This is a genomic window from Vibrio mytili (assembly GCF_049563345.1).
Lineage (GTDB): Bacteria > Pseudomonadota > Gammaproteobacteria > Enterobacterales > Vibrionaceae > Vibrio > Vibrio mytili.
On the sequence record NZ_CP110482.1, the window covers coordinates 1209344 to 1221657 of the forward strand.

At 43.7% G+C, this 12314-nt stretch carries 8 protein-coding genes and 1 pseudogene; 4 read left to right on the forward strand and 5 right to left on the reverse strand.

Features of this window, described 5'->3' with window-relative positions:
• Nucleotides 1-44: 44 nt before the first annotated feature.
• Nucleotides 45-1844 (reverse strand): cation:proton antiporter, encoded by a 1800-nt coding sequence (locus ONE56_RS18970; protein WP_423840743.1) that lies wholly within the window; start codon nucleotides 1842-1844, stop codon nucleotides 45-47.
• 399 nt (nucleotides 1845-2243) lie between these two features.
• On the opposite strand from ONE56_RS18970, the gene ONE56_RS18975 reads away from it, so the two are divergent.
• On the forward strand, nucleotides 2244-4925 hold the full coding sequence (locus tag ONE56_RS18975) for a DUF2339 domain-containing protein (RefSeq protein ID WP_423840744.1): 2682 nt from the start codon (nucleotides 2244-2246) through the stop codon (nucleotides 4923-4925).
• Nucleotides 4926-5722: 797 nt separating this feature from the next.
• On the opposite strand, the gene ONE56_RS18980 is transcribed toward ONE56_RS18975, so the two are convergent.
• Entirely contained in the window at nucleotides 5723-6241 is a 519-nt protein-coding gene (locus tag ONE56_RS18980) for an NUDIX hydrolase (protein ID WP_423840745.1), read from the reverse strand.
• Between the two features lie 215 nt (nucleotides 6242-6456).
• On the opposite strand from ONE56_RS18980, the gene ONE56_RS18985 reads away from it, so the two are divergent.
• Both ONE56_RS18985 and ONE56_RS18990 read left to right on the forward strand, forming a co-directional pair.
• Nucleotides 6457-6708: a putative hemolysin gene (locus tag ONE56_RS18985; protein ID WP_041156336.1), complete on the forward strand. Its 252-nt coding sequence runs from the start codon at nucleotides 6457-6459 to the stop codon at nucleotides 6706-6708.
• 237 nt (nucleotides 6709-6945) lie between these two features.
• Nucleotides 6946-7605 carry a hypothetical protein gene (locus tag ONE56_RS18990; RefSeq protein ID WP_423840746.1) on the forward strand — a complete coding sequence of 220 codons (660 nt, stop codon included), beginning with the start codon at nucleotides 6946-6948 and terminating at the stop codon, nucleotides 7603-7605.
• Here ONE56_RS18990 and ONE56_RS18995 read toward each other — a convergent pair.
• A pseudogene (locus ONE56_RS18995) lies at nucleotides 7606-8461 on the reverse strand (YdcF family protein).
• Nucleotides 8462-8653: 192 nt separating this feature from the next.
• Here ONE56_RS18995 and ONE56_RS19000 point away from each other — a divergent pair.
• On the forward strand, nucleotides 8654-10024 hold the full coding sequence (locus ONE56_RS19000) for an L-serine ammonia-lyase (protein ID WP_423840747.1): 1371 nt from the start codon (nucleotides 8654-8656) through the stop codon (nucleotides 10022-10024).
• A gap of 89 nt (nucleotides 10025-10113) precedes the next feature.
• On the opposite strand, the gene ONE56_RS19005 is transcribed toward ONE56_RS19000, so the two are convergent.
• Both ONE56_RS19005 and phnR read right to left on the reverse strand, forming a co-directional pair.
• The gene (locus ONE56_RS19005; protein ID WP_041156332.1) at nucleotides 10114-11082 is read right to left on the reverse strand and encodes an OmpA family protein; all 969 of its coding nucleotides are present in this window, start codon (nucleotides 11080-11082) and stop codon (nucleotides 10114-10116) included.
• 521 nt (nucleotides 11083-11603) lie between these two features.
• Nucleotides 11604-12308, reverse strand: a complete 705-nt coding sequence (gene phnR / locus ONE56_RS19010; RefSeq protein WP_041156331.1) for a phosphonate utilization transcriptional regulator PhnR — start codon at nucleotides 12306-12308, stop codon at nucleotides 11604-11606.
• Nucleotides 12309-12314 lie beyond the last annotated feature (6 nt).

The following is a 12314-nucleotide window of genomic DNA, read 5'->3' on the forward strand; positions in this document are numbered from 1 at the left end:
ATTAGCTTGGTGGCTGGAGGTGTAATCAAACTCACTTTGAACATCTACGATGCCTGTTGCACTAGGATCAACGAAACAACCGTGCTGTTATTAGACGGCTCAAATTGGTCTGGATCGTCACAAAACTGTATCCTTCCCTTTTCTTCTACATGAAACATTGGGATGACTAAATTGCTTTTGTGGTGCTGCAAGTAATCTTGGTAAGTAAAATTGTCACTCAGTTTGGTGTGCTTCATTTCCGCACCACGACTGAACAAGCTAGCCAGTTGGCTGTAACTGACCGTTCCAGCCATTAACAACTTACCATGGTACTCTTGGGCAACCATGTGTTTCTCGCCGCCATTCCCGTTTGCCTTCACTTTCTGGAGGCAATGAACTTTCTCTTCGCCAAATTCTCCCACAAACTGCATGCAAGCCATGATGTTGAAATGCTGATCTGGCGTTAACGCCACGACCTGCCCAATGCCAATCAAGTTAAGATTATCATCTGCATGACTGGATATTGGATTACCATAATAATAATCAAGCCCTAACATACGAACTTGGCTGATGTATTCCCAGTTGGAATCCGTCATGAGGACTCGTCTATCGTAACGTGCGAGCGCTTGACCAATTTCCCGTGCGACTCGGTTCGCCCCAATCAGCAAAAAGCCACGTGGAGCGGGTTCTGCGACACCCAAAGCAACAGCAATAGGACGAGCGGTTGCGCTCTGTAGCACAACCGTGCCAATAATCACCATGAACGTCATAGGCACCAGCAACATCGCGTCAGTGATGCCATGTTCTGCCAGCTTAATCGCAAAGAGCGATGAGATGGATGCCGCAACAATCCCGCGCGGTGCGACCCACGATAAAAACAGCTTATCTTTAAACTCGAGGTTGCTACGCATCGTGGAGATAAAAATAGACAGCGGACGTGACACAAGCTGCATAAAGATAAACAGAAACAAAGCGCCGCTACCCAGTGCCGCGAAATCGTCCAAACTAATTCGAGCAGCCAAAAAGATAAACAGGCCAGTAATCAGTAAAATGGTTAAATGCTCTTTAAAGTGCAATATTTGTTGAATATTGATCTCTTTTGAATTTGCAAGCCACATCCCCATAATCGTTACGGTTAACAGACCCGCCTCTGACTCGATATAATTGGATATCGAGAACACCCCAAGTACGACCATCAATACAGAGAATGGCTGCAAATATTCCGGAAGCCACGCTCGACGCAATATCGTTGAAACTGCCGCACCAGACGCTATCCCAAGAAGAACACCAACGGCGACTATCGTACCAAACACTTCGAGACTATTGACGGCACTGTGCGACACGATGAACTCATACACCATAACGACGAAAAGCGCCCCGAGCGGATCAATCAGTATCCCCTCCCAACGAAGAATATTGGCTAATTTACTGTTGGGCCTCACGGTTCTAAGTAACGGAACGATCACGGTGGGCCCGGTCACGACCGTTAAGCTGCCAAAAAGCATGGCTAATTCCCAAGAAAAGCCAAGAAAATAATGAGTTGCGACACTGGTTGCCACCCACGAAATGATCGCCCCTACCGATACGATGCTCCAGACGGAGCCACTGACACCACGAATTTCTTTGCGATTGAGCGTCAAACTGCCTTCAAATAGAATCACAGCCACGGCAAGCGAGACGAGAGGAAACAGCAGATCGCCTAATATCTCATCGGGCTTTAACCATTGCAGAAACGGTCCGGCAACGATACCAGCCAAAAGTAAAAACAGTATCGCAGGTAAGCGCAGTCGCCAAGCTAACCACTGGCAGCCCAAGCCAATCACCCCAACCGCTGATAACACCAATGCTTCATTCCCAACCTGCATCTACCACCACCTACTGTTTATCATCGTTATTTACACTGTTGTATGTCTGAGTGATTCTCAAGTCGCTCTCAACAGGATGCGTTGCAAGAAATTACGTCTCAAAAGTTGAATGCAACCTAAAGTTCACGAAATTGGCGCGAGCATACATCGATTTAGTTCATCCTACTACTTATGCCATAGGTATAATATATTGAAATTGAATTAAAATTCTTACTCGGCAAATAGAATAGATTGTCGGCATATCAACTAAACTCAGTTCAAATAGCATCAGCGGTTCCATTCCAAGACGCCATTTAGCTAAGCGGTGTTTGAATACATTATAGACGCGCAAAATAGAGCGCATAGATTGGAAAAACGAAGAAGGGAGAGCGTCGCTTGTATACCTTATTGGCTTTGATCATGGCTTTTTTTGCAATAGTGATGACATTGAAAGCGATTAACCGTATTTCAAAACTGGAAAACGACATCGCTGAGCTTCATCGTAAGTTAGCTCGTTTAGGTGAGCGATCACCTGAACTGACAGGAGCTCAGCAGGTCACGTCACAACAACCAACGGCCGAAAATATCACTGCACCTTTCATTATCGAGGAAAAGCCACAAGTTGAATCAACTAATGAGGAATGTTCTAAAGCCCTGCATAATGACCATGGTGAATCAGATTTGCGCTCCCTCCATGTGGAGCATGACCGTAAAGACCTCGCGGATAGCCAATTGGCAACGTTTGCTGCACGCCAAGAAACGCGTCTAGAACAACAGTCGAGAAAGCTACTGTCAAATATTCAAGAGAACTGGTTGGTATGGGTTGGTGCTATCGCTATGCTGATCGGTGGCGGTTACTTGGTTCAAGTCATTGGTAGTCATATTGAGTTTTCTCCGCTTATGCGCGTCTCCCTTGCCTTTGTGCTATCTTGCGCCATGGTTATTGCAGGAGAGTGGTTCCACCGCAAAGAACAAAACAGCCCTGAGAGAGCCAAGCGTTCCCAAGGGTTTAGTTACGTACCAGCGGCGGTCACTGGCACTGGCTTAACTGGGGTTTACTGTACAGTGATTTTTGCGTTTGTCGTATACCAGATGCTCTCACCCAGTATTTCACTACTCATCTTGGCACTGGCTGCATTTTCAAGTCTCGCTCTCGCCTTACGACAAGGCCCCTTAATGGCAGCGCTTGGGCTAATTGGTGGCTACTCAGCACCACTCTGGATAAGTGGGAGTAATCCAGAATACTTCTTACTGGCTAGTTACATCAGTGCCATATCCGTTGCCGCGACGGTGTTAATGCTAACAGTTCGCAAGGCGTGGATAGCACCCAGCATAGCCATTCCTCATTCGATATGGATGTTAGTGCTTATCGAGAACATTCCAACAGACTCTTTGTTCTCTTGGCTTGCGGTTTATTTATCTATCTCGTTATACCTCATCTATGCTGTCCCGAGAATGGGTTGGGCATTCAATCCTCGCTACCGAAAATTCCAAAACCATTGGACGAATTCACCAACGGCGATGTCTATCATTGTTGCGCTGCTGGTATTTTCTGCTGTCACTCGTATGCCAGAACTCCATTGGCTTCACATGACCTATTGTTATGTGTTGCTATTAGCAACAATCTGGTTACCCGCGCTACGCAAAGGGTGGTCTGTGCGCGCATTTCTTCCATCGATACTGGTTTCCGCCATCACGATGTTAGTTCTTAGCTTTTTATTTGATGTGCTGTACATGAAAGATAGCGAAGCGATCATTCTACTAGCGTTAGCAATCTGTGTGGGGTTAATCAGTATGAGGACATGGAGTCAGATACTCTACGATCGCTCTAAAATCAGTGTAATTTTACTGCTCGCTCTAACACCAACCATGACGCTAGCGACACTGCTATACACACACGAGTTTACTCAAGACTACGTTTGGCAATGGACATGCTTTACCGCCATAGTCGCATTTTCCTACGTGTATCTCGGTCTACGTTTAAATGCCATCGTATATCAGTGCTCTGCAGTAGTGCATGCGCTTATCGCAGGGACCGCTTTTGTTTGGCTAAACGACACTTGGCTAACAACCGCAATTTCCCTACAAGTTGCAATCATTGCGCTACAAATTAAAACAGACTTATTCAAACCAGATCCGTGGGCGGTCAAAATCGCCATGGGCATCTTAGCGATACGACTTACGCTATTGCCGTTTATTCCAGAATGGCAGCCAATTGAAGCTGGCCACTGGTCTTGGATTTTGCTGAGCTACCTACCAGCATTGATTATCTTAGCTTATGCCCGCTCTATTTTAATGAAGGTAGATACTGAACTTGCTCGCTGGTTTGAAGGCGCTTTTTTACATGTGTTCTTAGTCGCGTTGTTTACCCAAACTAACTATTGGTTGACAGGAAAATACGGCTATCTAGACCATATTGACTTTACCAGTGCCGTTGTATTCGCGAATCAAGCACTTATCATGGGCTTAGTCTACAGCCATCGCAGTCAATTCGCTCTAACACTCTCTCGAATGTATCAAGGATACAGTTACCTACTTTGGGGGATGTTTGCAGTGATGCTACTGTTACTTAATACACTAGAGTCGCCTTTAAACGTAGATAATATCTCCGCCCAAGCGATGCCTGTTTTCAACATGTTAAGTGTAGGCTGGTTACTTCCTGCTGGCGTTCTCATTGCAGCGGTAATCAGACGTTGGAACACACTGCGTATTCACCGCCAAGTTGTCGCTGGGGTGGCATTGACTCTCGCAGTGTTATGGTTAGGCATGTCAATCCGACAATTCTGGCAACCCACTTCCATGACGTTATACCAACCAACCAGTATGGCAGAGCTATTTAGCTATTCTATTGCCGGGTTAATGGTGGGTGGTATGCTGACTTGGGCTGGCGTCACACGTAAAGCAATGACGGTTCAACGCATCGGACTTATCGTATTAGCTTGCGTGGCTCTGAAAGTCTTTCTATGGGATGTACGTAGTCTGGATGGTTTCTGGCGGGCAGTCAGTTTCTTAGGGCTCGGAGCATCGCTCATTGCTCTGGGTTGGCTATTCCAGAAATTGAATCGTTCCGTGGCAAATATTTCAACGCCGAAACCACAATAACCCCCTTCACATTCTTGGAGAAGCTATCCCTACGCGAGAATAGTGATTGGCTTGCAAATGGCAGTTTTGGTACGGAAACTGCCATTTTTATTAAAAATAACCTACGTTGTCCGCACAGTTAATGCATTATATTCAGCAGGTAATTGATGAAAACTCATCAAACATATGCATTTAAGTGTCCGATACACAGATAAGCCAGTTCGCTATAAGTACTAAAAAACTGATGGATATGCCGCTACTGACAAGCTAAACGTTTTAATCCACGTTTTTATTTGTTAGTGAAACCCATCGTCCTTCTCACCTACTGCTCGACTTTAGTCGACTGCGTCCGCTCATTATTCTGTAATTTAAATGATTCTTATATGAAGTCAAGAAAGTGTAAAACATCAAGCTATTGTGCTGATATTTTTTTAACACGTGATCTTAATTCAAACGTATATAGACTAATTAGGGTAATGTATCTCAAGATTAAGAAAGGTTATCATTTATTGATACCTCTTCGTTTTAAACTAGTGTGCTAGATAGGTATGCATCTCATTCCTTGCGCAAAAACAGTGAAAACGGTCAGTTAGACTTATTAATTATTTACACAGTGAAGACAAAGCAGCTATTGTTTTTATCAAGCAATGAAATGTTTTATTAAGCACTGAACAAAGCTCAATGAACACAGAATATAAAGATGACGCTTCGCTTGCGCGTCTGGAATAAGTCCGAGTTCCGGGGGGGAGCTCGGACTTTTTTATTTTCTAGACATTCACGTCGTTAGTGTCAATTTTGGCGTTCAATCGAGAATAAAATCACAGCATTTCTTTGGCGATGAGATGCAGCAAAAATGTTTCTCTCTCAATACTCATTCCTTTCTTTGGACTTTCCGACATTGTCTTTTCATTGTGCTCAATCGCCTTATAAATATTCATCCATACCGGACGCATACCATTCTTAACTTCATAATCTTCATAATCGGTTTCGCCCAACTCACGATCGATTTTGCAGCTATAACAATATGAAATCATATGGACAACATCAGCGTCATCCTTATGCCACGGACGAAATTCTTCAAAAATGCCGAACGGCTTGATTGCATGGATATTTTTTGCTCCGGTCTCTTCTTGCAGTTCACGAACCAAACCTGCGATAACATCCTCGCCCGCATCGATGCCTCCCCCAGGGAGGGTATAATCGTGATATCGCTCTGTATAAAGGAGTAGAATATCTTCTCCATTAACAACAATGGCACGCGCGGCATTGCGTTTAAAAATAATTTTGTCATCCAAATGCTCAATGTCAGGATGAATCGTTGATTTTAAATGTCTCATCAAACGTCCCACTATCAGTATTTGAGCGCATATTACCGAAACATACCCGCTTTCCCAAATTTATATAAGACCATTAAACAGAGTTGCTATTAGGTTTGTTAGAGAGAACCCAGAGAATCCTACCTCATTAAAATCATTTAAGTATCAAACGAAGAACAGGTGAAAGTGTCCTATAATCAAGACAATAGTCGCTCACCCAATGCGGAGATACAGAAATGAAACAAAAAAGTTTAATGCTTACTTTGACAGTCATGACAGTCGCAGGCTGCTCTACTTACGAAGGTGCCACTCGCGATACTGAATATACATCAGCGGCCAACCCTGCCTCGGTATATTGCGTCCAGCAGGGAGGTGAACTCAAAATGCTGTCCGAAAATGGGGAACGCGTGACTCACTGTGTATTTTCTGAAGATGAAAGCATAGAGCAGTGGGAGTACTTCCGCCAGCACCACCAAAGCAGTGAGTAACCAGCTCACCTCTTGATACAAACCTGAATTTGAAAGGAGCCCTAGCGCTCCTTTTGCTTTCATGGCGCCTAACACATTGTCTCTTCATCAATTTATTCTGCTCAAATTCTATACTATATAGGCGAAATGTAATATTCCTGACATTTACCTGACAAAACTTTCCAAGTGGACAATAAAATTTCGCGACATAAGTCACATAAATTCTTTCCCCTTATTTGTTCCGATCAGGTGGTCGATATGAAGATACAAACGCTTAAACAAGCGGAATCAACTCAAACCAATGTCATAACCGCTGAGACAAAACTGACGATCTACAAATCTTGCTTGAGTGCATTGATGATCGCGGCTATTAGTATTCTCGTAAACTTGAGTATTCGTCTTGATTACACTGTGCTAGGCGGTGATCTCGGTGAAGCCTCAGTGACAGAGTCACTGCAGCTTGTCATGCTATTTATTGCCTCGGGGACGTTTTTTTATCTCGCCAAGAAACAGCCTCAACTAAAACAGGCTGCCCTATTGATCTCGGGTTTTTTTGCTGTTTTAGCAATTCGAGAGATGGATTATTGGATGGATATGATCCAACATGGTTTTTGGATTTTTCCGGCTCTTACCGTGACAGCGCTAGCATGTATCAATGCCTACAAAGGCGGTAAAAATACCGTTAATCAAATGGCAACAATCTTATCCGTTCCCTACATGAAGCTGTTAATCGGATCTGTGATGATGTTGCTTGTATTTTCTCGCCTTTACGGCATGGGTAGCTTTTGGCAACAAGTCATGGGAGAACATTACGTCCGCGACGTCAAAAATATTTCAGAAGAGGGTTTGGAGCTGCTGTTTTATTGCTTAATAGCCTTGAGCGCGCTTCGCACACTGCGAGAGATAAACAAACGTTGATTATCGTGACCCGTTTGATTCTGGGTCAAGTCGACGATTCAAATCCGTGAGAATCGGATGGAGTATCTCTAGTGACGCCTTTGCGACTGTCACGGATTCATCAAAGGCCGTCAATTCGATGGCCTTTTTCATTTCTTCAATTTGCCCCAGAATTTCCGGCGATAAACTCAATGTTTTTAGTTGCTCTATCGCCTTTCTCGCGATAGATAAAGGTTCAGCTCTGACTTCTGACAAGCGCCGCTTAAACGCCCCGTTTATTACCCCTTCTTAAATAAACACGATAGGTCGTCAATTCATCTAGTAGCAAAAATGACGTTGCTAACGGATGTTGGTGAGGATAAGGGACACTAATATGCTTTTTCATATTGACTGGAATATTGAGTGTCAGCCCCATGGAAGCACTGCTTTCTTCTAACACCCGCAACAGCCCCTGCTCATTCATCAGACTCTGAATCTCGATAATCCGCTGTAAGTGATAATCATTGGAAAGCAATATGACGTCAATTGGCGTGTTTTCTGGGGAGAAAAGCGGAAACAAACCACTTTGACACAATACTTCTGCGCCGTATTGCATGTTTTGCACCGTATTCACTGAACGATTTTCAAGTAATACCTGAGCGTCTGGAAATGAGTTTGAAGACAATGCATTGACGACTTTAAACTGATGATACATGGCATCCGCTTCCGAGATATCCTGATCTTGAGTGATACCACCACAAAAAACTATGATCGTGTTTTCTACAGATAACTCACCGAGCGCTTCGGCAAGAGCATTAACTCGTGATATGCCTTCAGGACTCAAGCGATTATTGATAAGACGCTTCCCTAGAACAATGACAACATGTTCAAATGCCATACCAAAACCTCATGTTTTACCCAAATCGTCTCTAGATCAAAAAGAGAGATAAAAGTCTCTCAGCCATTAACCCTGTCGTCGTTTGCGATAATCTAAAAAATACCTTTGCCATTCACCCGAAAAACCTTAACATTAACTTAACAAAACCAATCAAGAGACCTAGCAAAGGCTCAATACTAAAGGAAGTCAATTATGCTGTCGATTTTCGATATATTTAAGATCGGTGTTGGCCCTTCCAGCTCCCACACAAATGGACCAATGATTGCCGGGTTTCATTTTACTCAATTACTCGGGGATGCGTTACCAAAAGTAAGCCGAGTCCAAGTCGATTTATACGGCTCACTATCACTAACCGGCAGAGGGCACCATACCGATAGAGCGACCGTACTAGGGCTAATGGGCAATAAGCCTGACACAATTAAAATGTCCAGTGCGAAAAGTGCCCTACAACATACTATTGAAAATAATACGCTGTCTTTATCAGGTCATCATCAAATAACGTTTAGCTATGATCATGACATTGTATTTCATAGCGAAAATCTGCCGTTACATGAAAACGGAATGACCATCACTGCACTTGACGTTCACGGCGAGCAAGTCGCGTTTGAAATATATTACTCTATTGGCGGCGGCTTTATCGCTACCGCTGACGAACTAGAACACGGCACAAAACAAACTGAAGTTGAAGTACCTTACCCTTTTACTTCCGCAGATGAGATGTTGCAAAAAGCCGAAGATAATGGCTTTAGCTTGGGAGGTATGGTTCTAAAAAATGAACAGGCCTTCCTCGACGACGAGGAAATAAGTCGCAGAGCTGAACAAATCTGGAAAGTCATGTCGCTATGTATGCAACGAGGATTTGATACGGAGGGCATTCTCGAGGGCGGATTAAATGTTACCCGACGTGCTCCTAACCTTCTGAAAAAGCTTGAGGCCAATGCCGCCGTAGAAAACGATCCCATGGAAATTATGGATTGGATTAACCTGTTCGCTTTCGCTGTCAGTGAAGAAAATGCGGCAGGCGGACAAGTTGTTACGTCTCCCACAAATGGCGCTGCCGGTGTCATACCTGCTGTCTTGATGTACTACCATCGATTCATCAAAGAATTAGATATCAAACAACTCAAAGACTTCCTGGCCGTAGCTGGTGCTATTGGCATTTTGTATAAAACTAATGCTTCAATTTCTGGCGCTGAAGTGGGCTGTCAGGGAGAAATAGGCGTTTCTTCGTCTATGGCTGCCGCGGGGTTAACCGCATTGCGAGGAGGCAGTAACGAGCAAATTTGTATCGCCGCTGAGATCGCTATGGAGCATTCGCTAGGGATGACCTGTGATCCTATTGGCGGATTGGTTCAGGTTCCGTGTATTGAGAGAAATGCAATGGGAGCGATGAAAGCCATCAACGCGTCTCGCATGGCGTTAAAGCGCAATAGTAAATGTCTTATTTCTTTAGATAAAGTTATAGAAACCATGTATCAAACGGGTAAAGACATGAATAAGAAATACCGAGAGACATCATTAGGAGGGTTGGCCGTTATTCACATGGCTCCGCCTTGCGAATAAGATCTAGTGCAACAGTAGATTAAGGTTCACTACGAAAAAAGCCAGCGACATGCGCTGGCTTTTAAATTTTTATTTGTCAGTGAGACAAATTATTGTGCTGAAGTTTCGTATTCAAACTCAGGAACAACAACTTCTACACGACGGTTCATTTCACGACCTTGACGAGTTTCGTTGCTTGCTACTGGGTTCTCTTCGCCCGCACCTTTAACAGTCATACGGTCAGCAGAGATGCCTTGAGCTTCGAACTCTTCAGCAACAGATTGAGCACGTTTCTCTGTTAGTTGCTGGTTGTAGTCAGCAGAACCAGTTGTATCACTGTAACCAGTAATCTCAACTTTAGCTTGAGGGTAAGTGTTCATTACTTCGATTGGACCAGATAGCGCTTCTGCGTTTTTCAGTTTCGCGCTTTCTAGATCGAACTGAACTGTCGCAGTTTGCTCTGGGTACACTTCAACAATGTTTGTTGCAGGACGAGCTTCAACAACTTCTTCAACCACTTTCTCTTCAACTACTGGCTCAGAACCAAACTTGTAGTTAAAGCCTAGACCAAAGTAGTTTGCGTCCATGTCTTCGATGATGTCGTCAGACATGTCTTGGTAGCGTTGGTATTCTGCGCGTAGGCTCCAGTTGTAGTTAAGCTGGTATTCTGCACCTAGAGAGCCAGTTGGTACGAAATCTTTCTCGTCACCAGCAATCATGTAAGCTGCGCCTACTTTAGCAAACAGATTGAAAGAATCTGTTAGAGGAAGGTTGAACTTAGGAGCAAGAGTAAGTGCCCAAAGATCGCCGTCTACAGTGTTTTTGCCTGCTTTGTCAAAAGTACCAGTGAAATCACCTAGGTAGTCAACACCGTACTCTGCATCAATGTAGTCATTGAAGCTGTAGCCAAGGTGAAGTGATGCAGCAAAGCTATCGTCGTCACATGGTTTGCTTAGGTAGCATGAATCATCGAGGTTGTTGTAACCGATCTTACCACCGATGTAAGTGTCAGCAAGTGCAACGTTAGACATTACACCACCAGCAAGAACAGTAGCCACTGCAATCGCGATTTTTTTCATTGTTTTTTCCTTATTCTTGTACCAAAGGCAACACATTAAAGCCGTTTATTCATGTGAAGCCGCAACTTTTTTCTCATTAAGTCGAACAGAATTTAGCTAAATAGCGTAAGTGTTGGTCAAAGCAACATTCAAACACCAATGACGTAGCACGGAAAAAGCCACCTTCCTGTGTATTCCAGAGCTAGCTATAACACCAAGTCGAGGCGAAAAAAAACCAGCGATGATGGTTTAGCAAACAGTCAACTCGCTACATACATTAACACAGCTTTTCTGTTCTTATGAGAGTTATATCACATTTAATTTAGTTTTTCTCAAACTTAAGATAAAAAAGGTAACTTAATGAAATAAAGAATAAATTTCATATGTTGAAAGGTAAATTGTTTAAGAATCAAGCTAAAATGAACGGTGTCGAGTTGATTTTAACAAAAGCGATGGAACTATCTAGATTAAAAATTGCCCGACATCTTGGCGTTTTTTATTCGTAGGCCTTCCTTACAATATGCAAACAAGATAAATATTGCTTAAGGCCTTAACTCCGCAACAGATTCAATACTAATCGCATCGTGTCGCCAGTACTCAACATCACAGTCAATCAATTCGCCGTGTTGATTGTAGTTAACTCGCTCTACAACCATTGCAGGTGTACCGGACGTCGCTCTTAACGCTTGTGCTATCTCACCAAGAAGTGTGCTGGTAGAAATACGATAGCGTGTTTTTTGATATACCACCCCAAAGTGCTCACGATAGATGTCGGTCAGTGAGTTGGTTAGGTCGAAATCCAGTAAGTTAGGAAACAGATCCGGACGAATATAATTGGTCACATACACCACCGGGCGGTCTTCTAGGTAACGAATTCGGTCGACTCGAAACACATCAGAAAACGGCTGCAACTTCAACAGGCTCGCTGCTTGTTTATTGGCAAGCGTGCCTTTTGCCACCAAGACTTCTGTTTTTGGCGTGCGGTTCTGTGACTTTGCCATATTAGGAAAATTGAGTGTTTGAGTTGGATCATAACGAAGAGGTTCAGGTGAAATAAACCAGCCTCTTCGGTCTTCTCGATAAATTCGTCCTTCCGCTTCAAGCAACGATAAGGCCTCTCGCAAGGTAACTCTTGTCGTATCAAAGGACTCCGCCAGCTTGCGCTCAGCCGGCAATTTTTGGCGAGGCGACAACAGACCATCTTCAATTTGTTCAACAATTGAGTTTTTAATTTTTACATACTGCATGAAGGT

Excerpts from the sequence above, each read along its gene's own strand:
- ONE56_RS19000 (WP_423840747.1), top strand. The coding sequence starts at position 8,654 with ATGCTGTCGATTTTCGATATATTTAAGATCGGTGTTGGCCCTTCCAGC.
- ONE56_RS18985 (WP_041156336.1), top strand. The coding sequence starts at position 6,457 with ATGAAACAAAAAAGTTTAATGCTTACTTTGACAGTCATGACAGTCGCA.
- ONE56_RS18975 (WP_423840744.1), top strand. The coding sequence starts at position 2,244 with ATGGCTTTTTTTGCAATAGTGATGACATTGAAAGCGATTAACCGTATT.
- ONE56_RS18990 (WP_423840746.1), top strand. The coding sequence starts at position 6,946 with ATGAAGATACAAACGCTTAAACAAGCGGAATCAACTCAAACCAATGTC.
- ONE56_RS19005 (WP_041156332.1), bottom strand. The coding sequence starts at position 11,082 with ATGAAAAAAATCGCGATTGCAGTGGCTACTGTTCTTGCTGGTGGTGTA.
- ONE56_RS18970 (WP_423840743.1), bottom strand. The coding sequence starts at position 1,844 with ATGCAGGTTGGGAATGAAGCATTGGTGTTATCAGCGGTTGGGGTGATT.
- phnR (WP_041156331.1), bottom strand. The coding sequence starts at position 12,308 with ATGCAGTATGTAAAAATTAAAAACTCAATTGTTGAACAAATTGAAGAT.
- ONE56_RS18980 (WP_423840745.1), bottom strand. The coding sequence starts at position 6,241 with ATGAGACATTTAAAATCAACGATTCATCCTGACATTGAGCATTTGGAT.